The following is a 24,271-nucleotide window of genomic DNA, read 5'->3' as shown; positions in this document are numbered from 1 at the left end:
CTCCAGTCCCCTTAAGACTGCAAGACGTCTGCCAGGCGTTCTAGACGACCGCGAACGCTGCCATCAATCACCAGGTCACCCGCGCGAATAATCACACCGGCCAGTACAGACTTGTCAATTTTGCAATTCAGCTTAACTTTGCGTGACAGACGTTTTTCCATCGCAGCAACGATTTTCGCCTGCTGTTGGTCATTCAGTGCACTCGAAGAGAGCACCTCGACTTCGACGGTGGATTCCAGCGCAGCACGCAGTTCAATGAACTGCTGCAAAACGGCAGGAAGAACCAGTAAACGTCCATTTTCGGCCATTACACGGATAAAGTTCTGGCCATGTTCGTCGAGTTGATCACCACATACAGCGATGAACGTTTTGGACATTGTTTCTGGTGCAACAGCACCTGACAATAGCTCCGAAATTTGTTCATTGCGCGTGACAACAGCGGTAAACGCCAACATTTGTTGCCAGCGTTCTACGCTTTGATGCTCGACGGCAAAGTCAAAAGCTGCTTTGGCGTAGGGGCGAGCTACAGTTACTAATTCAGACATCAGCCCCTCCCTCCTTACAGTTCAGCGACCAGTTTATCAACGATGTCGCTGTTAGCAGCTTCATCCACGGAACGTTCGATGATCTTCTCGGCACCGGCAATTGCCAGCATCGCGACTTGCTTACGCAACTCTTCACGAGCGCGCTTACGTTCGGCTTCGATCTCAGCCTGAGCCTGCGCCACGATTTTGTTACGTTCCTGCTCGGCTTCGGTTTTAGCTTCATCCATGATCTGAGCTTTGCGTTTGTTTGCTTGCTCGATGATCACCTGAGCTTCTGCCTTAGCAGTTTTCAGTTGGTCGGTCGCATTGGCTTGCGCTAAGTCCAGATCTTTTTTGGCACGTTCTGCGGAAGCAAGACCGTCAGCAATTTCTTTCTGACGCTTCTCGATGGCAGCCATAATCGGCGGCCATACATACTTCATACAGAACCAGACAAACAGGACGAACGCGATAGCCTGGCCGAGGATTGTTGCGTTAATGTTCACAGCACAATGCCTCTTTAGTAGTTAAAAGTGTGGTTGTGTGCAGAAGTAGCTCTGCGTTACGCGACAGCAAACATCACGTACAGACCCAGACCAACAGCGATCATTGGGATGGCGTCAACCAGACCCATAACGATAAAGAACTGTGTACGCAGCAGAGGAATCAGGTCAGGCTGACGAGCAGCGCCTTCCAAGAATTTACCACCCAGGATGCCGATACCGATCGCAGCACCGATTGCCGCTAAACCCATCATAATAGCGGCAGCCATGTACAGCAGATCCATATTCAGGTTTTCCATGACAGTCTCCAGTTATTTCAGTTAATTAAGTACAAGTGTTTTAAGAAAATCAGTGCTCTTCAGATGCCATCGACAGATAGACAATCGTCAGAACCATGAAAATAAAGGCTTGAAGCGTAATGATCAGGATGTGGAAAATAGCCCAAGGCAAGCTCAGGATCCACTGTGACCACCACGGCAACAGACCCGCAATAAGGATGAAGATCAACTCACCCGCGTACATATTGCCGAACAGTCGCAGACCCAGTGAAACAGGTTTGGACAGCAGGCTGACACCTTCAAGGATCAGGTTGATAGGAATAAATACCGGATGGTTGAACGGCTGCATGGTCAACTCTTTAACGAACCCACCAATGCCTTTCATTTTAATGCTGTAGAACAAAATCAGGACGAACACTGCCAGTGCCATCGACAAGGTAATGTTGACGTCAGCGGTTGGAACTGCACGCAGAGCCGGCAGGCCAAATACGTTTTCACCGATATACGGTAGCCAGTCGACTGGGATCAAATCCATCAGGTTCATCAGGAATACCCAAACGAACACTGTCAGCGCCAACGGAGCAATCACTTTGCTCTTACCGTGGTACATGTCACGCACGCTGCTATCGACAAAACCGACGACCAGTTCCACTGCGGTTTGCAGTTTACCCGGTACGCCACTGGTTGCGTTTTTAGCCACCTTACGGAAGATCACCAAGAAGATGACCCCGAGGACAACGGAGAAAAACATCGAGTCGACGTTAATCGACCAGAACCCCGTCCCGACCTGAAGCTGTGTCAGGTGGTGACCGATATACTCCTGTGGAGTCAAGACTTCTCCTGCAGACATGATGCCTCTTACCCTTATTTAGTTAAGTTCGGTAACTGTTAATCACGGCCGGTGCCAATATCTGCACAACCAACACCGCTAAATAGGTCAGGCCAAGCGGTAAAAATGCCGCTTTGAACACCCCAAGAGCCACGATCAACAGCACTATGGTGATCACGACCTTAAGCCCTTCACCGATGGCGAACGACCAGGCAACCTTTCCGGGGGCTGGCGTTTGCGCCTGATGACGCAGGGCAAACAGCATAAACATGGCATTTGGCAACCAGGCGGCAAGCCCTCCCGCCAGTGCCGATCCGCTCCACTCAAGGCTTTTCAGGCTGAATGCTGCGCTGAGCAGAACAAACGTCATTAACTGTATAAACAGCAGTTTGCGTGCAACCTTCCCGCTATATAGGGACACAGACATGACGTTTGTTCTCTCCGTACCCCAAGGGGGGTATGCTGAGTGACGTATAAAACTGCCTTTACCTACCTGAGTCAAGCAGCAAAAAACGAGCAAATTATACGGGGCACACCAACGAATTCAATCGATAAGTAGCGAAAAGGTGAACAATTATTTAAATTTCCCCCTTTCGAGCTATTTTCACAAGAAAACGTTCGGAATAATCGATCGCATTTAATTGTCTGATAATTCCAACGTTGCGATACTAAACGTGTTGGCGATCACAATAATGCATCGAACTGTTTTATAGCTTAGCCTGCTGCCAAGAGTCTTTAGCTAAAGTGGCTATTAAAATTTATTATAAATCAAAAAATTACTAATTAACTATTCAAAAACAATCCTTATACCACGGAAAAACCTCCTATTGACATTCTTGAGAAGTTTGCTGCAACACTCAATTAACAATAGTCGTAAAAATGACGCTTACACCGATGATTGCCAACGTGACTATGACTTGAGCAATTAAATGATTATCGCTAATTGACCGCTAAGTTTGTGTTAAAAAAAAGTAAAGTAGCTAAAAAAAAACGGTCAATTGATTAGTCTGCTTATTTTCTACGTGATGACTGATTTTAATTCGCGCTAATTTGATCGAAAACAAACTTAGTTTGCCTTTAGAACGACCAAATGGCGTTCCCCTTCCAATTCTGGCACTTGCAAACGAATCACTGACTCAAGTTGAACGCCTGCTGGAAGCTGTTCCAGCTCTTCATCTGGACGCACACCTTTCAACGCATAGAAACGTCCCTGCCCTGCTGCTGGTAAGTGGTGGCACCAACTCAACATGTCCTGCAATGAAGCAAACGCTCGGCTAATCACACCATCAAACGGTGGTTCGGCTTGGAATTCCTCAACACGGCTCTGTACCGGCTCAATATTCTTTAAACCGAGCTCATGCTGCACTTGGCGCAAAAAGCGCACACGCTTACCTAGGCTATCAAGCAACGTGAAATGGGAGTCAGGGCGAACTATCGCCAATGGAATGCCCGGCAAGCCAGGACCAGTACCAACATCGATAAAACGTGAACCAGCCAAATGAGGATTAACAACGATGCTATCGAGAATATGGCGAACCAGCATTTGCTGTGGATCGCGCACAGAAGTGAGATTATAGGCCTTGTTCCACTTATCCAGCATGCCAACATATCCCAGCAATTGCTGTTTTTGCTGATCGGGAAGCTCAATCCCTGCCGCTGCGAGTAGCGAATCTAGTTTCTTTTGCACAGTGGTGTCCTCTGGCAGGCAGCCAATAAATCTGGGTAGGTCAATAAGGTGATTATGATAATCCAGCCAAGAGCTGAATGTCAGTGGTCGTTTGTTTATCGAATAAGCAAACGACCACGATGAAGACGAGTTTTATGCGCTACGGCGCAGTAACCCTTGTTTTTTCAGCCAGATCAGTAAGATCGAAATAGCCGCAGGGGTGATCCCCGATATTCGTGAGGCTTGGCCGATCGAGTTAGGTTTGTGATCGTTTAGCTTGGCAATTACTTCGTTCGATAACCCAGAAACTTGGCGATAATCGAGATCCAACGGTAATACAGTATTTTCGTTACGCTGTTGTTTGTCGATCTCATCTTGCTGACGAGCAATATAACCTTCGTATTTTACTTGGATTTCGACTTGTTCTGCCGCTTGGTTATCTGTCAGTGCAGGTGCAAAAGCAGCAACGCGGGTCAGTTGACGATAATTCATTTCCGGCCGACGGAGTAATTCCTCGCCGTTAGCCTCGCGAGACAGTGGTGTTTTCAGCAGAGCATTCACATCCGCAACCTGTTCTGAATGCGGATGAACCCAAATATCACGTAGGCGCTGACGTTCTTTTTCGATCTGCTCCAATTTTTCGCTGTAGCGAGCCCAACGAACATCGTCCACCAGTCCCAACTCTCGGCCTTTCTCCGTAAGGCGCAGATCGGCGTTATCTTCACGCAGCATCAAACGATATTCAGCACGTGAGGTAAACATACGATACGGTTCTTTAGTGCCTAAGGTGCTGAGATCGTCCACCAGCACACCGAGATAAGCCTGATCGCGGCGTGGTGACCAACCTTCGTCCTCATTAGCAAAGCGTCCGGCATTAAGACCAGCCAGCAAGCCTTGAGCTGCAGCTTCTTCGTAACCGGTAGTACCGTTGATTTGTCCAGCAAAGAACAGACCTTGGATAAATTTGCTTTCCAACGTTGGTTTTAAATCACGTGGATCGAAGAAATCATATTCGATGGCATAACCTGGACGCACGATGCGTGCATTCTGCATCCCTTCCATAGAACGAACGATCTGCATCTGCACGTCGAACGGCAAACTGGTAGAAATACCGTTTGGATAGATTTCGTTGCTGGTTAAGCCTTCGGGTTCTAAGAAGATTTGGTGTGCATTGCGATCGGCAAAGCGCATTACTTTATCTTCAATCGATGGGCAATAGCGTGGTCCAATCCCTTCGATGATCCCGGCATACATTGGGCTACGATCGAGGTTGTTACGGATCACGTCATGGGTTTTTTCGTTGGTATACGTGATATAGCACGGCATTTGGCGTGGATGCTGTTCAGTATTACCCAGGAAAGAAAACACTGGGATTGGTGTGTCACTATGCTGCTCAGCTAATACGCTAAAATCAATGGTTCTGGCGTCGATACGTGGTGGGGTACCCGTTTTTAAGCGATTAACGCGCAACGGTAATTCACGTAGACGACGTGACAATGAGATCGATGGCGGATCGCCAGCGCGGCCCCCGCTGTAGTTTTCCAACCCGATGTGGATCTTGCCGTCTAGGAAAGTCCCGACTGTCAGTACCACCGATTTGGCACGGAATTTCAGACCCATTTGGGTCACAGCCCCCACGACTCGATCGTTTTCCACGATAAGATCTTCTACCGCTTGTTGGAAAATCATCAGGTTTGGCTGGTTTTCGAGAGCCGTTCTTACAGCTTGACGATACAGAACACGATCGGCTTGAGCTCGAGTTGCCCGTACTGCAGGACCTTTGCTCGCGTTTAGTATCCTAAACTGAATGCCCGCATGGTCGATTGCCGTTGCCATTAGGCCACCGAGTGCGTCGATTTCCTTGACCAAATGTCCTTTACCAATACCGCCAATCGCCGGGTTACAAGACATTTGTCCCAGCGTATCGATATTGTGTGTCAGTAATAAAGTCTGACGTCCCATGCGTGCTGCAGCCATAGCGGCTTCAGTCCCTGCATGGCCACCACCGATGATGATGACGTCAAATTGGTCTGGATAAAACATGGAACAGCACCTCGAAAACCTTTGCGGACGATCGTTATTTGTCCTGGGGTGGGGATTCTACTCAAGTTTAGACGATCGACCAAGCGGTGAGGATCGTCGTTAATTAAAAGAAGATCTTTTTTATTTAAAGATCTCTTTATTAGATCTGTTATTAGGATCGCGATCCTCTGTGGATAAGCACTTATTCATTATGAAGATCAGCGGATTATAGAGGATCGTTTGCTGTGAATGATCGGTGATCCTAGCGCTTATAAGCTGGGATCTAAATAGCTAGTTATGCACAGCCTGAAAAGCGTACAGGAGTTGTTATTGGGATAACTACCGCTTTTACGCTGCTTTTAACCAGAGTTATACACATTCGTTCGCACATTCTTTGAACGAATTAGAGTAAATTAATCCATTCTTTGATCCATTCTTCCGCTGGATCCTCTGGAATTTCATGTTGGGTCACGTCGATCTCGATGCGATCACCGATCCTTTTAGCACCAAGACTCACTAAACGATCATCAAATTTTTGGATCGCACCACAGAAGGTATCGTATTCAGAACTACCCAAACCGACAGCACCAAACTGAACCTGGGATAAATCAGGGTTCTGTTCTGCTATTTGTTCTAATAAAGGTTGCAGATTATCGGGAGGATCGCCAGCACCGTGGGTTGAAGTTACAATCAACCAGCGGCCGGATAGATTCAGTTCATCCAATTCAGGGCCGTGCAGCATTTCAGTTGTGAAGCCAGCTTCTTCTAGCTTTTCTGCCAGATGTTCAGCCACATATTCAGCGCTACCCAACGTGCTACCGGTGATCAGAGTAATGTCTGCCATGAATGAAAGATCCCACCAATTCTTGCAAAGAGGTTGCATTGTACGCTGTGAATTGGCTGGGATCTACCTGTGGACAATAGGGGGATTATAAATAGTGTTTACGGCTTAATGGTACGCATGATGGGGTTCTGCAACGAGATCAGGGTTTCGGTGGACTGGATCTCATCGATTGTTTGGATCTTGTTGATAAGTACCTGTTGCAAGGCATCAATAGAGCGACACATGACTTTGATGAATACGCTGTAGTGGCCGGTGGTGTAGTAGGCCTCGACAACCTCTTCCAAGCTTTCCAATTTCTTCAGTGCAGAAGGATAGTCTTTGGCACTCTTTAATATGATGCCAATAAAGCAGCAGACGTCGTAGCCCAGCTGTTTAGGGCTCACATCGACCCTCGCACCAATAATAATGCCGGCCTGCTTCATCTTTTCTACTCGTACGTGAATGGTACCGGGGCTGACGCCAAAGGTTTTGGCTAATTCAGCGTAAGCGGTACGTGCATTTGCCATTAAGGCGTTCAAGATGCCGCGATCGAGATTATCGATCTGATAAATTTCTGCCATTTTATCCCCCATTGATTGACGATTATTGAATTATCACCGCTTAAAAATGAACGATTAAAAGTGAAAAGGCAATATTGATTGATGGATATTGAATTGTGGTACTACTCTGTTGCTTAATCAACAGCAACAGGACAGATTTTAGAGAGTAACGGCAATGAAAAAACAATTTATTCAAAAACAACAACAAATCAGTTTGGTTAAATCCTTCTTCTCCCGCCAGTTGGAGCAACAGCTTGGTTTGATTGAAGTTCAGGCTCCGATCCTGAGTCGTTTGGGCGATGGCACTCAGGACAACCTTTCTGGCAGCGAGAAAGCGGTACAAGTAAAAGTGAAATCCTTACCGGATGCAACTTTCGAAGTGGTGCATTCGCTGGCTAAATGGAAACGTAAAACCTTGGGCAGCAACGATTTCAGTGCAGGCGAAGGGTTATATACCCATATGAAAGCGCTGCGTCCGGATGAAGATCGTTTGACGGCGATCCACTCGGTTTACGTTGATCAATGGGACTGGGAACGCGTGATGGGCGACGGCGAGCGTCATCAGGATTACCTGCAAGATACTGTTCGCAGTATTTATGCCGCTATCAAGGAAACCGAAGCGTTGGTCAGCCGCGAATATGGCCTGACGCCGTTCCTGCCAGAACAGATCCATTTCGTTCACAGTGAAACCTTGTTGCAACGTTATCCAGAGTTGGATGCGAAAGGTCGTGAACGTGCGATCGCCAAAGAGCTGGGAGCCGTATTCCTGATTGGTATCGGTGGCAAGTTGTCACACGGCCAATCACACGATGTGCGTGCGCCAGATTATGATGACTGGACGACGCCGGGAGCTGAAGGTTTGGCTGGGTTGAACGGCGATATCGTGGTGTGGAACCCGGTACTGCAAGATGCGTTTGAGCTTTCCTCGATGGGCATCCGTGTGGATGCGGCAGCGCTGAAACATCAATTGGCATTGACCAAAGATGAAGAACGTTTGCAGTTGGAATGGCATCAGTCATTGTTGAAAGGTGAAATGCCACAAACCATCGGTGGTGGCATTGGTCAATCGCGTTTGGTGATGCTGTTATTGCAACTGTCACACATCGGCCAAGTACAGTGTGGTGTGTGGTCACCGCAATTACGTGAAACGGTTGACGGCCTGTTGTGATCTAGCGCTACCAACGACGCATTAAGCGGCTTTTTAACCCGGTATCAAAGCGCCAGATATGATCGAAAATGCGCATAATGCCGGGTTTACCATAAGCAGACATCGCCACCGCATGAAAACGTTGCAGGTGGCTTTGTTGCTGCTGTTTCACCTTCTTTATGACGTCATCCGGTAAACGCTGAGCGATAAAGTCAGAAATAATCACCGCGTCGGCGTCGTGCCAACCACTGTCTGCCATTTTATCCACTGTTGCACTTAAACAGGCCGCCAGATCGGTACCCCCACGGAAGTGCTGGCCGAGAAAGCGTACTGCCTGCTCTAAGCCGCTAGCGGCGGTGAGCTCGTAGTGCACAATTTGGCTGGCAAATAGCATGATGTAACAACGCCGGTTATCAGCGAGAGCAATGCGTAGCAGTGCTAGACAAAAGGCTTTGGCACATTGTTCATTGAAGCCGCCCATGGAGCCGGAAGTATCCACACAGACGATAAACGGCCCGCGCGGTTGTTGATCCTGTTGCTGATGGGTTACCGGACGCATCACAATCTGTTCCTGCCAGGCATCACCTTGCAAGCGGTAAGTCAGCAAGCGTTTTTCCAATAAGCGGCGATAAAACTCTAATTCCAGTTCTTCCACACCAATGGCTGCCAGTTCAGCAGGTAATAAGCGCAGAATGTCATCGCTTTGGTGAATTCCACTGACTTCTTCTGGTAACGTTGCGGGGACTTGAATCATCACGCGGAAAGGCTCTAGCTGAGCATCCTGCTGCGGAACCGCTTTGGCTTCATAACTACGCCCCAGTTGCTGCGCCAATTTCTTCAATTCGGGTTGGCTTTGCAGAAAATCGCCATATTCCACCAGCCGCTGGTAATCGCCACGCTGCAACTGGCCTTTACTCATGTCCCATAGACGGCCGGCAGCAGTATCATTTTCCGATAACACCGGTTCTAACGCTCCGCTTAGTGCTAGCCGCTCTTGTAACTCAGCCATCAACTGCTCGCGTTCTTGTTCTAAAAGCTGGTGGTGCATCATGGTGGCTTGCAACGTTAGGCTGATACGCCAACGTTGTAAAAACAGCGTTTGGAAACTGTCATCAAGCGGATGATTAGGTAAATCTGCGGCATCGACTAACTGGCGCGCCTGTTCGTAAAACGGTGAAACCAACTGACGCAACACTTCCAGAGTGTCATTCAGATTATGAAAAAACTGGGCATTATTCTCTAACTGACACTGCTGGTAGCGATAAAACTCTTGCGCCAGTGCGGGTGGAACCATCGCTTGGTGAATACGTTCTTTCAGTTGTAACTTCCAACGAGGCAGATCGCGCTCGAGCGCCCGCCGTATGGCTGGAAACTTATTGAAAAACACCGTTAACTGCGGAGCTGCCAACATGCCGACGATCATTTCCTCGATCAATTCACCTTCGGCGATCGAGAGCAGCAGATCTAGCGTTTCCAAACTGATCATGGCTACTGGCCGCGCATCTGTTGGAGTTGTTGTTTGATCTGCTCTGCCGCTTGCAACAGGCTGGCTTCAATTTTTGCCAGACCGGTAGCGGGAGTAAACAGGCAAGGTTGATGTTGGCTAAATAAGCGCCGTTGTTCCGCCAGTTTCTGCGACAGGGCTTCCATTTCGTCCAGGAACGCCTGCGGAGTGCCACCGGTTTGTTTACCCGGCAAGGCTAATAGAGAAGGTTGGCGACTGACGTCCAACACCGTCAGATGTGATTGATCATCCACTTCTAGGAAGATCTGCTGGGCAAAACCGATGCCGTTCAGTTTGGCACGGATATCGCCACCTTTTTGCAGCCAGTTTTCCAGCGCACTGTTTTCAATGCTGAGATGATTGACCTGAATATCATGCAATTGCAGTGGTTTTTGCAGTAACAGTGTCAACGTTGTACCCGCGAGTGGCTCCGCCAATGCATATTGCGGTTTGCGGCTGAACATACCGCCTTTTTTCACCAAGCTGATGGCCTGGCGATCACTCTGCTGTTGCTGATGTTGCATCCAACGGGTGTGGATTTGTTGCAGCTGAATTAATAGGCTTTGTTGCTGATAAGCCTGTTCAGCCAGTAACTGATCGATTTGTTGTTGCAGTAGTTTCAGTGAACCCAAGTCATGCCATAAGCAATCTTTCAGCAGCATCAGATCGATCGGGGCGATAGTCTCTCGCCCACTAAAAAAGGCGCAGGCTTGTAGTAAACGCAGGGCTTTTTTCCAACGGCGGTCGGAAACATAGGGTGCTTGCTCCAGTGCATCCAGACGTTGACGCAGCAGGTAAATCAACTCAAAACAGTTTTCGGGCAGTTTGACCTTATCTATCTGTGGCTGCCATTGAATAAACTCTTCATCGCTGATGCTTAGCGCCTCAGATACCGGGTTTTCACTTTCGCTCTGCCGGTTGACCAGCAACGAGCGGAAGTTTTGTTTGTCCTGTACTTTATCCAACCACAGGCGAATGAGCATACGGTCATACAAGGCTTCCAGACTGCTGTCGGCATCAGGCAGTTCGTTGGAGGCGGTAACCAGTAAACGTAATGGGATAGGTTCTTCACTATTACCGTTACGAAAGCGCCGCTCGTTGATAGCTGTCAGCAAGGTATTAAGGATGGCCGGGCCGGCTTTCCAGATCTCATCCAGAAACACGATTTCGGCTTCGGGTAGATATCCGGCGGTAAGACGTTGATAACGACCTTCATCTTTTAGCGCCTGAATTGACAAGGGGCCAAAGACTTCTTCTGGTGTAGAGAAACGGGTCATTAGGTATTCGAATGAGCGAGCATTGCGGAAGGCGTATTTCAGGCGGCGGGCGATGAGGCTTTTCGCTATCCCCGGTGGGCCGAGCAGGAAAACGCTTTCGCCGCTCAAGGCTGCGAGTAAACACAGGCGAATGGCTTCCTGCCTCTCATAAAGACCGCTCTCCAGCGCACTGCTGAGGCGGGAAATTCGTTCTGCCAAAAGTGATGAAGAAGCCATAGTCGTTATCGTGTCATCCGCGAGTTAAAGTCAGAATGGCAAGGCCAAGTGAGTTATTATATTGCGTACAAACTACCTGAAATCATAGCGCTTATCTGCGCAGGTCTTTCCTATCTTGGTGAAGAAACGAGTGATAAACCACCATTATTTTTAAAAGGATAGCTTGTTGATTAGTAGAATTTTTCTATTATCAAAATTAATAATTATTCACACTTTGGTTTTTTTCAAAGACATATTAAAGAGTAGGCAAGTTGTGTAAATCGTGCATACTGTGCGGCTTTTAGAGGGCGTAACGGATCTTAAAGCCCAAATCTCTAGCCTGACGCGGCAAGTTGGCTAATGGATGGTCTAGTAAAAGAAACGAATTATGAGCTCAGAACACAAGCAATCCCTTTCGGCAGTGACCTTAGCAGCGATTGGGGTGGTTTATGGTGATATTGGCACCAGCCCCCTTTATACCTTGCGCGAATGTTTTTCCGGTCATTATGGTTTCGATGTCCGTCCAGATGTGGTGTTTGGTTTTCTGTCACTGATCTTCTGGATGTTGGTTGTCATTGTTTCGCTGAAATATCTCACTTATGTGATGCGTGCCGATAACGCCGGTGAAGGCGGGATATTGACGCTGATGTCTTTGGCCGGGCGCAATACTTCGGCGCGAACGACGGCGGTACTGGTGATCCTCGGCCTGATTGGCGGTAGCTTTTTCTATGGCGAAGTGGTGATCACCCCGGCTATTTCGGTGATGTCGGCGATGGAAGGGTTGGAAATTGCCGCCCCGTCGCTCGATCCCTATATCGTTCCTCTCTCCATTTTGGTTCTGACGCTGCTGTTTGTGATTCAAAAGCACGGTACAGGCAGCGTGGGTAAGCTGTTCGCACCCGTGATGTTGGTGTGGTTTCTCACCTTGGCGGTGTTGGGTGCTCGTAGCATCATGGCTAACCCGGAAGTCTTGCAGGCATTGAACCCGAAATGGGCGCTGAATTTCTTCCTGGAATATAAGAAGGTTTCCTTCTTTGCCTTGGGTGCGGTGGTGCTGTCGATTACCGGGGTGGAAGCGCTGTATGCCGATATGGGGCACTTTGGTAAATTCCCGATCCGTCTGGCTTGGTTTACCGTGGTGCTGCCTTCTCTGGTGCTGAACTATTTTGGTCAAGGCGCGTTGCTGCTGAAAAACCCAGAAGCGATCAAGAACCCGTTCTTCCTGTTGGCACCCGATTGGGCGTTGATCCCTTTGTTGATTCTGGCGACATTGGCGACAGTTATCGCCTCGCAAGCGGTGATTTCCGGCGTATTCTCTCTGACTCGTCAGGCGGTACGTTTGGGTTATCTGTCACCGATGCGAATTATCCATACTTCAGAAATGGAATCCGGCCAGATTTATATCCCGGTGGTTAACTGGGTGCTGTATATCTCTGTGGTGTTAGTAATCCTCAGCTTTGAACACTCCAGTAATTTGGCGGCGGCTTACGGCATTGCCGTTACCGGCACCATGGTGTTGACCACCATTTTGATTGCCTCGGTAGCGATTAATAATTGGCATTGGAAACGCGTCTTTGTGGTTGCCATCTTGGCGGTTCTGCTGTGCTTTGATGTGCCGTTGTTCGCTGCGAATGCCACGAAATTGTTCTCTGGTGGTTGGTTGCCACTGACGCTGGGCTTGGTGATGTTCATCATCATGACCACGTGGAAAAGCGAACGTTTCCGTTTGCTGCGCCGTATGCATGAGCACGGAAATTCTCTTGAAGCGATGATTGCTTCACTAGAGAAATCACCGCCGGTTCGTGTGCCGGGAACCGCCGTGTTTATGTCGCGTGTCACTAACGTGATCCCCTTTGCTTTGCTGCATAACCTGAAGCACAACAAAGTGCTGCATGAGCGGGTGGTATTACTGACGTTGCGTACTGAAGATGCGCCATACGTCCACAACGTTCGCCGTGTCACTATTGAGCAATTATCGCCAACCTTCTGGCGCGTGGTGGCGAGCTATGGTTGGCGGGAAACGCCGAACGTGGAGGAAGTCTTCCACCGCTGCGGATTGGAAGGGCTGCCGTGCCGCATGATGGAAACTTCATTCTTCATGTCGCATGAGTCACTGATCCTGACTAAACGCCCTTGGTATCTGTACCTGCGCGGCAAGTTATTTATGGCATTGAGCCGTAATGCCCTGAGAGCGCCGGATCAGTTTGAGATCCCGCCGAACCGGGTGATCGAACTAGGAACCCAGGTCGAGATTTAACACTTCCCCACGATAAGGGCTCAACATAGGTTGGGCCCTTATTATTTACGCCGTTTATAAAAACGCATCGAAACGTTTCGATGGCGATCACATTTTCGCGATGTGATGGTTGCCTTCCAGTGGCGTTTTTTTACACTCCTTAGTGAGCGAAACGTTTCGCTGGTGGAGTGATAAAGATGAAAAAAGGCGTACTACTCAATTCTGAAATTTCTGCGGTGGTCTCTCGTCTTGGACATACCGATCAAATCACTATTGGCGATGCAGGCTTGCCGATCCCGGTGCAAACGCCGCGTATCGATTTGGCGCTGACCCAAGGCGTACCGACGTTTTTACAGGTATTCGATGTGGTAACGCAGGAAATGCAGGTCGAGAGTGCCATTCTGGCGGAAGAAATAGTGAAAAATAATCCGCAGCTCCACGATCACTTGTTGGTTCAATTTGCACAGCTTGGCCAACTTCAGGGCAACACTATCAGTGTGCGTTATGTCAGCCACAACGAATTCAAAGTACAAACTGAGCACAGCCGAGCCGTGATCCGCAGTGGGGAATGTTCACCCTATGCGAATGTGATCCTCTGCGCTGGCGTAACTTTCTGAGGCATTTATGCAACCTTTACTGCAACTGAAAGGGATTGATAAAGCCTTTCCCGGCGTGAAGGCGCTTTCTGGCGCTGCCCTGAGTGTTTATCCCGGTAAGGTGATGGCGCTGGTGGGGGAAAATGGCGCGGGAAAATCCACCATGATGAAAGTGCTGACCGGCATCTACAGTAAAGACGCGGGGAGTCAGCATTTTCTCGGTAAAGAGGTGGTGTTCAACGGGCCAAAGGATTCGCAGGAAGCGGGCATCGGGATTATCCATCAGGAATTGAACCTGATCCCCCAACTGACGATTGCGGAAAACATCTTCCTAGGCCGTGAATTTGTTAACGGTTTCGGGCGTATCGATTGGAAACGTATGTATGCCGAAGCCGACAAACTACTCGCTCGACTGAATTTGCGTTATAGCAGTCATCGGTTGGTGGGTGAATTGTCGATTGGCGATCAGCAAATGGTGGAAATCGCCAAAGTGCTTAGTTTTGAGTCCAAAGTCATCATCATGGATGAGCCAACCGATGCGTTGACCGACACTGAAACCGCGTCTTTATTCAAAGTCATCAACGAACTGAAAGCCGAAGGCCGTGGGATTGTTTATATATCTCACCGTTTGAAAGAGATCTTTGAAATCTGCGACGACGTAACAGTATTCCGCGACGGTCAGTTCATCGCCGAACGCCCGGTCAGTGAATTGCAGGAAGATACGCTGATTGAAATGATGGTTGGCCGCAAACTGGAAGAGCAATACCCGCGGCTTAACCAACCGCGCGGCGAAAAGCGTCTGGAAGTCAGCCACGTTTCCGGCCCCGGTGTAAACGATGTCAGTTTTACGCTCTATCGTGGCGAAATTCTCGGCGTTGCTGGGTTGATGGGCGCTGGGCGTACTGAGTTGATGAAGATCCTCTACGGTGCTGCGCCACGTAAAAGTGGCACGGTAAACCTTGATGGTCACGAAGTGGTGACGCATTCCCCGCAAGATGGTTTGGCGAATGGCATCGTTTATATCTCCGAAGACCGTAAGCGTGATGGCTTGGTGTTAGGTATGTCAGTGAAGGAAAACATGTCGCTGACCGCGCTACGCTACTTCAGCCGCGCAGGCGGTAGCCTGAAACATGGCGACGAACAACAAGCCGTCGGTGATTTTATCCGTCTGTTTAACATCAAAACGCCGTCGATGGAGCAACCGATTGGTTTGCTGTCGGGGGGGAATCAACAGAAAGTGGCGATTGCCCGCGGTTTGATGACACGACCCAAAGTGTTGATCCTTGATGAACCCACTCGTGGTGTCGACGTTGGGGCAAAAAAAGAAATCTATCAGTTAATCAACCAGTTCAAGCAGGAAGGGCTAAGCATTATTTTGGTGTCGTCGGAAATGCCAGAAGTCTTGGGTATGAGCGACCGCATTTTGGTTATGCATGAAGGTCATCTGAGCGGCGAGTTCCCCATTGAGCAGGCTACCCAAGAAGTGTTGATGGCTGCGGCCGTTGGCAAGCAATACGGCGTAACGCAGGAGTAATCAGATATGAGTTCCCAAACTATCGCAGCCAAGCGCTGGTTCAGTAAAGAGTGGCTGTTAGAGCAGAAATCGCTGATTGCGCTGCTGGTGTTGATCGCGGTGGTTTCTTCAATGAGCCCGAACTTCTTCACCGTTAACAACTTGTTCAACATTCTCCAGCAAACCTCGGTTAACGCCATTATGGCGGTAGGGATGACGCTGGTGATCCTCACTTCCGGCATCGATTTGTCGGTTGGTTCTCTGTTGGCGCTAACCGGTGCGGTGGCGGCTTCGATCGTCGGTTTCGAGGTTAATGCGGTGGTTGCCGTCGCGGCAGCACTGGCGTTAGGCGCTGCCGTTGGTGCTTGTACCGGAGTGATTGTCGCTAAAGGTAAGGTGCAAGCGTTTATCGCCACCTTGGTCATGATGTTGCTGCTGCGCGGTGTGACGATGGTGTACACCAACGGTAGTCCAGTGAATACCGGTTTCACCGATGTGGCCGATGCTTTTGGCTGGTTCGGTATTGGTCGCCCGTTGGGGGTGCCAACGCCAATCTGGATTATGGCTGTCGTGTTTATCGCGGCTTGGTACATGCTGCACCATACCCGCTTAGGACGTTATATTTACGCGCTGGGTGGTAATGAGTCGGCGACCCGACTGTCGGGTATCAGCGTTGATAAAGTTAAAATTATCGTTTATTCACTCTGTGGTCTGCTGGCAGCATTGGCAGGGGTGATTGAAGTTGCCCGTCTGTCTTCTGCACAGCCGACGGCAGGTACGGGTTATGAACTGGATGCTATCGCCGCTGTTGTACTGGGCGGTACCAGTTTGGCCGGGGGCAAAGGGCGCATCGTAGGTACGTTAATCGGTGCGCTGATCCTCGGCTTCTTGAACAACGGTTTGAATTTACTGGGTGTTTCTTCCTACTACCAAATGATCGTAAAAGCAGTGGTTATATTGCTGGCGGTTCTGGTAGACAACAAAAAGCAGTAGGCTATTTTACTTGTCATTTTGGGTTTGGGCAGTGCTCGGCCTCCTCGCGTACTACGTGTCCGCTCCGGGGCACTCCGCGCTGGCCGCACCCAAACTGCCTGCGACAATAACGCCTACTAAATAGCGGTTAACCTCCCCTACAGGAATCACGACCATGAAGATGAAAAAACTGGCAACACTGGCTTCAGCTATCGCACTCTCTGCAACCCTCAGCGCCAATGCGCTGGCGCAGGACACTATCGCGCTGGTGGTTTCGACCTTGAACAACCCGTTCTTCGTTTCGATGAAAGACGGTGCGCAGAAAGAAGCCCAAAAATTGGGTTACAAGCTGGTGGTGTTGGATTCTCAGAACAACCCGGCGAAAGAGCTGGCAAACGTGCAGGATCTGATGGTGCAACAACCGAAGTTGTTGCTGATTAACCCAACGGATTCTGATGCTGTGGGTAACGCTATCAAAATGGCTAACCAAGCCAAAATCCCGGTGATTACTCTCGACCGTGTAGCCTCTAAAGGTGATGTGGTCAGCCACATCGCTTCCGATAACCGCGCTGGCGGCAAAATGGCCGGTGATTTCATCGCCAAGAAAGTGGGTGCTGATGCCAAAGTGATCCAGTTGGAAGGTATCGCCGGAACTTCTGCGGCGCGTGAGCGTGGAGAAGGTTTCAAACAATCTCTCGATCAGAACAAATTCAAGCTGTTGGCTAGCCAACCCGCTGATTTCGACCGTACTAAAGGCCTGAACGTGATGCAAAACCTGCTGACTGCGCATCCAGATGTGCAGGCGGTGTTTGCTCAAAACGATGAAATGGCATTGGGCGCACTGCGAGCCTTGCAGACTGCCGGTAAAACGGACGTTGTCGTCGTTGGTTTCGATGGCACGGCTGACGGCGTGAAAGCGGTAGAAGGCGGTAAACTGGCAGCGACTGTGGCACAGCGTCCAGATCAGATCGGTGTGATTGGCGTGGAAACCGCAGATAAAGTGCTGAAAGGCGAAAAAGTGCCAGCAACCATTCCGGTTGAATTGAAACTGGTTACTAAGTAAGTCGTTATAATCGCGCCATCGGAACGGGGCGTTTATACCCGTCATCTTTCAAGTTGCAGGTGTGTTGGCTACCCTCGCTCACCCCAGTCACTTACTGGCGTAAGCTCTTGGGGATTCGTTCAGTTGCCGCCTTCCTGCATCTTGAAATCTATTGGGTATACGATGGCGCACAAAGTAGGAATCAATGTCATGGCAACAGGTAAGCTGGTGGTTTTGGGCAGTATTAATGCTGACCATATCCTTAATATCGAACAGTTCCCCCACCCAGGCGAAACGGTGATCGGGAAGCAGTATAAAGTGGCTTTTGGTGGCAAAGGTGCTAACCAAGCGGTCGCTGCTGGGCGCAGTGGTGCCAATATTGCGTTTATTGCCTGCGTCGGAAGCGATGACATTGGTGAGCGTATCCGCCAGCAATTGATGTCCGATCGCATCGATATTCAACCAATTGAATCCGCTACCGATCATACCACTGGCGTTGCGTTGATTTTTGTTAATGGTGAAGGTGAAAACGTTATTGGTATTGATGCCGGTGCCAACGCTGCGGTAACGCCCGATTATCTGGCTCGTTATCAACAAACAGTGATTGATGCCGATGCATTGTTAATGCAGCTCGAATCACCGTTGGAAACCGTGATTTCTGCCGCTAAATTAGCGAAACAACACCAAACACAAGTCATTCTTAATCCAGCACCTGCCCGTGAGTTACCGGACTACCTGTTGGCGATGATCGACATGATCACCCCTAATGAAACTGAAGCGCAGCGTTTGACGGGGATTGCGGTGAACAACGATCAAGACGCCGATCGTGCCGCCAAAGTTTTACATGCTAAAGGCATCGCTACGGTGATTATCACCTTGGGTAGTCGTGGTGTGTGGCTGAGTGAGAATGGCAACGGTAGATTGATTCCGGGCTTTAAGGTGAAAGCGGTCGATACTATTGCCGCTGGCGATACGTTCAACGGCGCATTAGTTACCGCGTTGCTGGAAGGTAAACCGATGAATGATGCGGTACGCTTTGCTCATGCCGCCGCTGCCATTGCGGTGACTCGTCCTGGCGCGCAGCCTTCAGTTCCTTGGCGTGAAGAAATCGACGCCTTTTTAGCTCAACAGAGGTAATTCTTTTTGGCCACCATGAAAGATGTCGCCCGCTTAGCGGGTGTCTCGACCTCGACGGTTTCGCACGTAATCAACAATAATCGCTTTGTCAGCGATAGCGTGCGCAACAAGATAATGGCGGCCATCGAACAGCTTAACTACGCCCCCTCCGCATTGGCTCGTAGCCTCAAGGTAAAAGAAACACGCACTATCGGCATGTTGGTCACTTCCAGCAACAACCCGTTTTATGCCGAAGTGGTTCGTGGCGTAGAGCGCAGTTGTTATGAACGTGGCTATAGCTTGATCTTATGTAATACCGAAGAAGACGAGGCACGTATGAATCGCAGCATGGAAACCTTGCTGCAAAAGCGTGTCGACGGTTTGTTGTTGATGTGTACCGAAAATCATCGCCCGTCTCAGAATGCACTAAGCCGCTATCCCTCATTGCCGATTGTGATGATGGATTGGGCACCATTCGAAGGTGCTAATGACATCATTCAGGATAACTCGCTGCTGGGCGGTGAGATGGCGACGGATTATCTGATTGCTCGTGGCTATCGTCAGATCGCTTGTATTGCGGGCCCGCAGGATAAAACGACGGCGCGCAATCGTCTGGAAGGTTACCGCCGCGCGATGCAACGCGCTGGGCTGGCTATTTTGCCGGGCTATGAAGTGCATTGTGATTTTGAATTTGACGGTGGTGTTCAGGCGATGAAACAACTGCTGGAGCTAGCAGAACCGCCACATGCGGTGTTTGCCGGTAATGATGCTGTTGCGGTTGGTGTTTATCAGGCGCTGTATCAAGCTGGGCTTTCCGTACCACAAGATATCGCGGTGATGGGCTACGACGATATCGAACTGGCGAAATATCTGGCTCCACCACTGAGTACCATCCATCAACCAAAGGATTCGTTGGGTGAACTGGCGATCGACGCGTTGATCAACCGCCTGCAAAACCCAGAACGTGAGGCTCAAGTGTTAGTTTTAACCCCTGAGCTGGTGGAGCGGGCTTCAGTGGGGCGCCGTTAACTTTCCGCTTTGGCTGGTTTTTCTTTACCAGTAATCAGGTTGTGCCCATCCCTTCTTCTCAGTAGCAAGAACACCAAGGCAGAAACCACGGTTACTATCCCCATGGTAATAAAGGTGTAGTGGAAGTTATCGACCATGCTGCCAAGTGATAGTGACTCATAAAATCGCAACACCGCCGCACTGACCGCGATACCAAAACTGATGGAAAGTTGCTGAGTTACCGCTAATACGCTATTGCCTGAACTGGCATTGCCATCATTCAAATCAGCCAGACTGATGGTGTTCATCGCCGTAAATTGGGTCGACATCGCCATCCCCAACACAAACAGCGGCAAAATCATCAACCACAGTGGCATACCCGGGCTCTGCAGCGAGAACTGTGCGATCAGCAAACCAATGATCATGGTTATGCCGACCAATGTCTTACGATAACCGAACCAGCGTAGTACCTGAGTGACGGTGGATTTCGCCATCAATGAACCAACAGCGGTGGGAGCCATCATACAACCCGCAACAATGGCCGAATAACCAAAGCCAACTTGCAACATCAACGGCATCAGGAACGGCACGCAACCAGTGCCGAGACGCGAAGCCACGTTACCCGCGATGCCTACCGAAAAAGTACGAGTCTTGAATAAATCCAAACCAATCAAGGGTTGTGTGTGACGACGGGCGTGCTGGATATAGCCATACAGCACCACAAAACCGCTAAGTAAAACGCCTAATGAGATGTAACTCGCCAAAACTTGTTCGCCAAACAGTTCCAAACAGGTAGAAATCAGTACCAGACTCAGGCCGAAAAGCATAAAACCGAGAAAATCGAATCGGCGCTTGGGTGTGGTGAAATCCGGCATATATTTGCGGGCATAGAAGATGCCAAGCAAACCGATAGGAATGTTGATCAGAAAAATCCAATGCCAAGTGGCGTAAGTCACCAGCCAACCGCCGAGCAGTGGACCCATAATCGGCCCCACTAATCCTGGCATGGTGACGAAATTCAGCACTGGTAACAATTCACTACGTGGGTAAGCGCGTAACAGAGCCAAACGTGCCACCGGCATCATCATCGCACCGCCAACCCCCTGAATGATTCGTGATGCCACTAAAAAACTTAGCGAGGGAGAAAGCGCACAGAGTAGGGAGCCGAAGCTGAATAGTGAAACTGCCACAATAAACACTCGGCGGGTGCCAAAACGATCTGCTAGCCAACCGCTGACCGGGATAAGCATGGCTACCGTCAGGGTATAGCTGATTACCGCCGACTGCATTGCCAGCGGTGAGTGCCCTAAACTATGGGCAATCGCCGGTAATGCGGTATTAAGGATAGTGGCATCCAGTGCCTGCATAAAGAACGCCATTGCGGCGATCCAAGGTAGCCCCGCCATGCTGCGTGCTGATTTGGTCATTAGTGATCCCGATGTAGTGATATCGTTCCTTTATATATAAGTCTACTCTTTCTCTTTTAACAGAAGCTGGCAGGCTGCTAGAGCCCCGGCACTATCGCCAGCCAAAATGGTATCAACGATGGCCTGATGATGTTCCAACTTAATCACTTCATTCTCGGTAATAGCGCGAAAATAGCTTTGATAAACTGAGTTAAATAGGTTGGCGAATGAACTCAGAAAGGGGTTACAACTGGCTTCATAAATGAGCTGGTGGAACTGAGAGTCTATTTGAATCCAATGTTCGCGATCGAAATCGATATGTAACGCTCTCATTTCTGCCATCAAAGTAGCCAGTTGTTCTTTTTGTTGTTGGTTGGCATTAATGGCGGCGAGTGAGCAAGCTTGTGGTTCTAATGAAGTCCGTAAAATCAGGAAGTGTTGCATTACCTGATCAAAGTTTTCTCGTGTCATCCACCAGGTGAGTAAATCCTGATCGAGAAAGTTCCACTGACTTTGCGGCATAACACGCGTTCCAATGCGTGGGCGTGGGAGTAACATGCCTTTGGCTGCCAACATTTTCACCGCCTCACGTACCGCGGTGCGGCTGACGCCAAATTGTTCCCCTAACTCCATCTCGCCGGGCAAGATACTTCCCGCTAGATACACGCCTGCCAAAATTTGTTGGCCAAGTTTTTCCGCCAATAAGTAAGAAAGGTTCCGCTGAGCGGCCTGTTGTTGGGCATTAAATTGCATAGCGGCAGGTTCCGTAGCTACATCGATATTGTTCATTTTACTCTACTGACAGGATGCTTTCGTGGTTGTTTGCAGGAAAAAGTGACGAAAACGCTGAGTTGCGCAGCAGTTTGTTGAAAAAAACTACGGTTGAAAACTTTTTTGCAATTAGGGGTTGCGGCCTTCGGAGAACTCCCTATAATGCGCCTCCACTGACCGGGAACAACGGCTTCCACGCCGCTCGGTAAGTGAGAGTCCAGCGAAACAAATGCTTGACTCTGCGGGTGAAAAGCGTAGTATTCGCAGCCCGCGCCGATGACTTTGCTCGGCACTGCTCTTTAACAATTTATCAGACAATCTGTGTGGGCACTCACAAGATGATATCCAGATGCTTTCGAGCATCAACAAAATATCAAGTCTTGAAGAGTGACACATGAAGTAAAATTCATACAGTAACCTTTGAGCATCGCTTCACGAGTTGAAGCAAATCAAGCTTTTAATTGAAGAGTTTGATCATGGCTCAGATTGAACGCTGGCGGCAGGCCTAACACATGCAAGTCGAGCGGTAGCACAGAAGAGCTTGCTCTTCGGGTGACGAGCGGCGGACGGGTGAGTAATGTCTGGGAAACTGCCCGATGGAGGGGGATAACTACTGGAAACGGTAGCTAATACCGCATAACGTCTACGGACCAAAGTGGGGGACCTTAGGGCCTCACACCATCGGATGTGCCCAGATGGGATTAGCTAGTAGGTGAGGTAATGGCTCACCTAGGCGACGATCCCTAGCTGGTCTGAGAGGATGACCAGCCACACTGGAACTGAGACACGGTCCAGACTCCTACGGGAGGCAGCAGTGGGGAATATTGCACAATGGGCGCAAGCCTGATGCAGCCATGCCGCGTGTGTGAAGAAGGCCTTAGGGTTGTAAAGCACTTTCAGCGAGGAGGAAGGGTTGGATGTTAATAGCATTCAGCATTGACGTTACTCGCAGAAGAAGCACCGGCTAACTCCGTGCCAGCAGCCGCGGTAATACGGAGGGTGCAAGCGTTAATCGGAATTACTGGGCGTAAAGCGCACGCAGGCGGTTTGTTAAGTCAGATGTGAAATCCCCGCGCTTAACGTGGGAACTGCATTTGAAACTGGCAAGCTAGAGTCTTGTAGAGGGGGGTAGAATTCCAGGTGTAGCGGTGAAATGCGTAGAGATCTGGAGGAATACCGGTGGCGAAGGCGGCCCCCTGGACAAAGACTGACGCTCAGGTGCGAAAGCGTGGGGAGCAAACAGGATTAGATACCCTGGTAGTCCACGCTGTAAACGATGTCGATTTGGAGGTTGTGCCCTTGAGGCGTGGCTTCCGGAGCTAACGCGTTAAATCGACCGCCTGGGGAGTACGGCCGCAAGGTTAAAACTCAAATGAATTGACGGGGGCCCGCACAAGCGGTGGAGCATGTGGTTTAATTCGATGCAACGCGAAGAACCTTACCTACTCTTGACATCCACAGAAGGCTTTAGAGATAGAGCTGTGTCTTCGGAAACTGTGAGACAGGTGCTGCATGGCTGTCGTCAGCTCGTGTTGTGAAATGTTGGGTTAAGTCCCGCAACGAGCGCAACCCTTATCCTTTGTTGCCAGCGGTTCGGCCGGGAACTCAAAGGAGACTGCCAGTGATAAACTGGAGGAAGGTGGGGATGACGTCAAGTCATCATGGCCCTTACGAGTAGGGCTACACACGTGCTACAATGGCGTATACAAAGAGAAGCGAACTTGCGAGAGTAAGCGGACCTCATAAAGTACGTCGTAGTCCGGATTGGAGTCTGCAACTCGACTCCATGAAGTCGGAATCGCTAGTAATCGTAGATCAGAATGCTACGGTGAATACGTTCCCGGGCCTTGTACACACCGCCCGTCACACCATGGGAGTGGGTTGCAAAAGAAGTAGGTAGCTTAACCTTCGGGAGGGCGCTTACCACTTTGTGATTCATGACTGGGGTGAAGTCGTAACAAGGTAACCGTAGGGGAACCTGCGGTTGGATCACCTCCTTACCTAAAGATGTTTGACTGTGCAGTGTCCACACAGATTGTCTGATAGAAAAGTAACGAGCAAATGCGCACCTGTTGATGTACTGAGTCTGTGACTCATGCTGATGCGAACCGATTAAGCAGTTTTGATTAATCGGATTTTCGTGTCCCCATCGTCTAGAGGCCTAGGACACTGCCCTTTCACGGCTGTAACAGGGGTTCGAATCCCCTTGGGGACGCCATTTCCGATAATGCGTGAAAGTCATTATCATTCAGTATCTCAAAACTGATTCTGTTGAAATACACA

21 protein-coding genes, 1 tRNA gene and 1 rRNA gene are annotated in these 24,271 nt (G+C 49.6%); 10 read left to right on the top strand and 13 right to left on the bottom strand.

The features are described 5' to 3' along the window. Positions 1–11: 11 nt before the first annotated feature. The 9 genes from atpH to asnC all read right to left on the bottom strand — a co-directional run bounded on the left by atpH (position 12) and on the right by asnC (position 7,226). Positions 12–545: a F0F1 ATP synthase subunit delta gene (gene atpH, locus AC3ISQ_RS21705; RefSeq protein WP_489349863.1), complete on the bottom strand. Its 534-nt coding sequence runs from the start codon at positions 543–545 to the stop codon at positions 12–14. 14 nt (positions 546–559) lie between these two features. Then, a complete protein-coding gene (gene atpF / locus AC3ISQ_RS21700) occupies positions 560–1,030 on the bottom strand; it encodes a F0F1 ATP synthase subunit B (RefSeq protein WP_489349861.1) in 471 nt (156 codons plus the stop codon). A 56-nt stretch (positions 1,031–1,086) separates the two neighbouring features. Next, positions 1,087–1,326 (bottom strand): F0F1 ATP synthase subunit C, encoded by a 240-nt coding sequence (gene atpE / locus AC3ISQ_RS21695; protein ID WP_004393045.1) that lies wholly within the window; start codon positions 1,324–1,326, stop codon positions 1,087–1,089. Positions 1,327–1,375: 49 nt separating this feature from the next. Next, positions 1,376–2,155: a F0F1 ATP synthase subunit A gene (gene atpB, locus AC3ISQ_RS21690; protein ID WP_489349858.1), complete on the bottom strand. Its 780-nt coding sequence runs from the start codon at positions 2,153–2,155 to the stop codon at positions 1,376–1,378. A 22-nt stretch (positions 2,156–2,177) separates the two neighbouring features. Next, complete coding sequence (atpI, locus tag AC3ISQ_RS21685; protein ID WP_489349856.1) at positions 2,178–2,561, bottom strand: F0F1 ATP synthase subunit I; 384 nt, start codon at positions 2,559–2,561, stop codon at positions 2,178–2,180. A 639-nt stretch (positions 2,562–3,200) separates the two neighbouring features. After that, entirely contained in the window at positions 3,201–3,821 is a 621-nt protein-coding gene (gene rsmG / locus AC3ISQ_RS21680; RefSeq protein ID WP_489349854.1) for a 16S rRNA (guanine(527)-N(7))-methyltransferase RsmG, read from the bottom strand. 132 nt (positions 3,822–3,953) lie between these two features. Next, positions 3,954–5,843 (bottom strand): tRNA uridine-5-carboxymethylaminomethyl(34) synthesis enzyme MnmG, encoded by a 1,890-nt coding sequence (gene mnmG, locus AC3ISQ_RS21675; protein WP_489349852.1) that lies wholly within the window; start codon positions 5,841–5,843, stop codon positions 3,954–3,956. A gap of 382 nt (positions 5,844–6,225) precedes the next feature. Beyond that, positions 6,226–6,666, bottom strand: coding sequence for an FMN-binding protein MioC (mioC, locus tag AC3ISQ_RS21670; RefSeq protein ID WP_489349850.1), 441 nt, complete (start codon positions 6,664–6,666; stop codon positions 6,226–6,228). 98 nt (positions 6,667–6,764) lie between these two features. Continuing rightward, on the bottom strand, positions 6,765–7,226 hold the full coding sequence (asnC, locus tag AC3ISQ_RS21665) for a transcriptional regulator AsnC (RefSeq protein WP_489349848.1): 462 nt from the start codon (positions 7,224–7,226) through the stop codon (positions 6,765–6,767). A 154-nt stretch (positions 7,227–7,380) separates the two neighbouring features. Between asnC and asnA the strand changes: the two genes are divergently transcribed. Then, the gene (gene asnA / locus AC3ISQ_RS21660) at positions 7,381–8,373 is read left to right on the top strand and encodes an aspartate--ammonia ligase (RefSeq protein ID WP_489349846.1); all 993 of its coding nucleotides are present in this window, start codon (positions 7,381–7,383) and stop codon (positions 8,371–8,373) included. Positions 8,374–8,380: 7 nt separating this feature from the next. On the opposite strand, the gene viaA is transcribed toward asnA, so the two are convergent. Together viaA and ravA are read right to left on the bottom strand one after the other, a co-directional pair. Further along, positions 8,381–9,838 carry an ATPase RavA stimulator ViaA gene (viaA, locus tag AC3ISQ_RS21655; RefSeq protein WP_489349844.1) on the bottom strand — a complete coding sequence of 486 codons (1,458 nt, stop codon included), beginning with the start codon at positions 9,836–9,838 and terminating at the stop codon, positions 8,381–8,383. A gap of 2 nt (positions 9,839–9,840) precedes the next feature. Beyond that, a complete protein-coding gene (gene ravA / locus AC3ISQ_RS21650; protein WP_489349842.1) occupies positions 9,841–11,349 on the bottom strand; it encodes an ATPase RavA in 1,509 nt (502 codons plus the stop codon). Positions 11,350–11,716: 367 nt separating this feature from the next. Between ravA and kup the strand changes: the two genes are divergently transcribed. The 7 genes from kup to rbsR all read left to right on the top strand — a co-directional run bounded on the left by kup (position 11,717) and on the right by rbsR (position 19,832). Next, positions 11,717–13,585 carry a low affinity potassium transporter Kup gene (gene kup / locus AC3ISQ_RS21645; protein WP_489349840.1) on the top strand — a complete coding sequence of 623 codons (1,869 nt, stop codon included), beginning with the start codon at positions 11,717–11,719 and terminating at the stop codon, positions 13,583–13,585. Positions 13,586–13,761: 176 nt separating this feature from the next. Further along, complete coding sequence (gene rbsD, locus AC3ISQ_RS21640; RefSeq protein WP_489349838.1) at positions 13,762–14,181, top strand: D-ribose pyranase; 420 nt, start codon at positions 13,762–13,764, stop codon at positions 14,179–14,181. A gap of 7 nt (positions 14,182–14,188) precedes the next feature. After that, positions 14,189–15,694 (top strand): ribose ABC transporter ATP-binding protein RbsA, encoded by a 1,506-nt coding sequence (rbsA, locus tag AC3ISQ_RS21635; RefSeq protein WP_489349836.1) that lies wholly within the window; start codon positions 14,189–14,191, stop codon positions 15,692–15,694. A 6-nt stretch (positions 15,695–15,700) separates the two neighbouring features. Then, entirely contained in the window at positions 15,701–16,666 is a 966-nt protein-coding gene (rbsC, locus tag AC3ISQ_RS21630) for a ribose ABC transporter permease (RefSeq protein ID WP_489349834.1), read from the top strand. Positions 16,667–16,820: 154 nt separating this feature from the next. Then, entirely contained in the window at positions 16,821–17,708 is an 888-nt protein-coding gene (gene rbsB / locus AC3ISQ_RS21625) for a ribose ABC transporter substrate-binding protein RbsB (RefSeq protein WP_489349833.1), read from the top strand. 189 nt (positions 17,709–17,897) lie between these two features. Next, on the top strand, positions 17,898–18,824 hold the full coding sequence (rbsK, locus tag AC3ISQ_RS21620) for a ribokinase (RefSeq protein WP_489349831.1): 927 nt from the start codon (positions 17,898–17,900) through the stop codon (positions 18,822–18,824). Positions 18,825–18,830: 6 nt separating this feature from the next. Continuing rightward, entirely contained in the window at positions 18,831–19,832 is a 1,002-nt protein-coding gene (rbsR, locus tag AC3ISQ_RS21615) for a ribose operon transcriptional repressor RbsR (protein WP_489349829.1), read from the top strand. Here the strand turns inward: rbsR and mdtD are convergent. Both mdtD and AC3ISQ_RS21605 read right to left on the bottom strand, forming a co-directional pair. After that, complete coding sequence (mdtD, locus tag AC3ISQ_RS21610) at positions 19,829–21,238, bottom strand: multidrug transporter subunit MdtD (protein WP_489349828.1); 1,410 nt, start codon at positions 21,236–21,238, stop codon at positions 19,829–19,831. The two genes, rbsR and mdtD, sit on opposite strands and share 4 nt — an antisense overlap. 42 nt (positions 21,239–21,280) lie before the next feature. Continuing rightward, positions 21,281–21,970, bottom strand: coding sequence for a FadR/GntR family transcriptional regulator (locus tag AC3ISQ_RS21605; protein WP_489353436.1), 690 nt, complete (start codon positions 21,968–21,970; stop codon positions 21,281–21,283). Positions 21,971–22,446: 476 nt separating this feature from the next. On the opposite strand from AC3ISQ_RS21605, the gene AC3ISQ_RS21600 reads away from it, so the two are divergent. Then, positions 22,447–23,988: ribosomal RNA gene (locus AC3ISQ_RS21600) — 16S ribosomal RNA — on the top strand. Positions 23,989–24,130: 142 nt separating this feature from the next. Beyond that, a tRNA-Glu gene (locus AC3ISQ_RS21595) sits at positions 24,131–24,206 on the top strand. Positions 24,207–24,271 lie beyond the last annotated feature (65 nt).

It is taken from the genome of Serratia sp. KH_031 (assembly GCF_057839655.1).
Note: the sequence above shows the minus strand (reverse complement) of the source record. Positions and strands in the feature narration are given on the sequence as shown.

Coding starts and splice junctions, on each gene's coding strand:
- atpH (WP_489349863.1), bottom strand. CDS start 545: ATGTCTGAATTAGTAACTGTAGCTCGCCCCTACGCCAAAGCAGCTTTT.
- atpE (WP_004393045.1), bottom strand. CDS start 1,326: ATGGAAAACCTGAATATGGATCTGCTGTACATGGCTGCCGCTATTATG.
- atpB (WP_489349858.1), bottom strand. CDS start 2,155: ATGTCTGCAGGAGAAGTCTTGACTCCACAGGAGTATATCGGTCACCAC.
- atpI (WP_489349856.1), bottom strand. CDS start 2,561: ATGTCTGTGTCCCTATATAGCGGGAAGGTTGCACGCAAACTGCTGTTT.
- mnmG (WP_489349852.1), bottom strand. CDS start 5,843: ATGTTTTATCCAGACCAATTTGACGTCATCATCATCGGTGGTGGCCAT.
- mioC (WP_489349850.1), bottom strand. CDS start 6,666: ATGGCAGACATTACTCTGATCACCGGTAGCACGTTGGGTAGCGCTGAA.
- asnC (WP_489349848.1), bottom strand. CDS start 7,226: ATGGCAGAAATTTATCAGATCGATAATCTCGATCGCGGCATCTTGAAC.
- asnA (WP_489349846.1), top strand. CDS start 7,381: ATGAAAAAACAATTTATTCAAAAACAACAACAAATCAGTTTGGTTAAA.
- viaA (WP_489349844.1), bottom strand. CDS start 9,838: ATGATCAGTTTGGAAACGCTAGATCTGCTGCTCTCGATCGCCGAAGGT.
- ravA (WP_489349842.1), bottom strand. CDS start 11,349: ATGGCTTCTTCATCACTTTTGGCAGAACGAATTTCCCGCCTCAGCAGT.
- kup (WP_489349840.1), top strand. CDS start 11,717: ATGAGCTCAGAACACAAGCAATCCCTTTCGGCAGTGACCTTAGCAGCG.
- rbsD (WP_489349838.1), top strand. CDS start 13,762: ATGAAAAAAGGCGTACTACTCAATTCTGAAATTTCTGCGGTGGTCTCT.
- rbsA (WP_489349836.1), top strand. CDS start 14,189: ATGCAACCTTTACTGCAACTGAAAGGGATTGATAAAGCCTTTCCCGGC.
- rbsC (WP_489349834.1), top strand. CDS start 15,701: ATGAGTTCCCAAACTATCGCAGCCAAGCGCTGGTTCAGTAAAGAGTGG.
- rbsB (WP_489349833.1), top strand. CDS start 16,821: ATGAAGATGAAAAAACTGGCAACACTGGCTTCAGCTATCGCACTCTCT.
- rbsK (WP_489349831.1), top strand. CDS start 17,898: ATGGCAACAGGTAAGCTGGTGGTTTTGGGCAGTATTAATGCTGACCAT.
- mdtD (WP_489349828.1), bottom strand. CDS start 21,238: ATGACCAAATCAGCACGCAGCATGGCGGGGCTACCTTGGATCGCCGCA.
- AC3ISQ_RS21605 (WP_489353436.1), bottom strand. CDS start 21,970: ATGCAATTTAATGCCCAACAACAGGCCGCTCAGCGGAACCTTTCTTAC.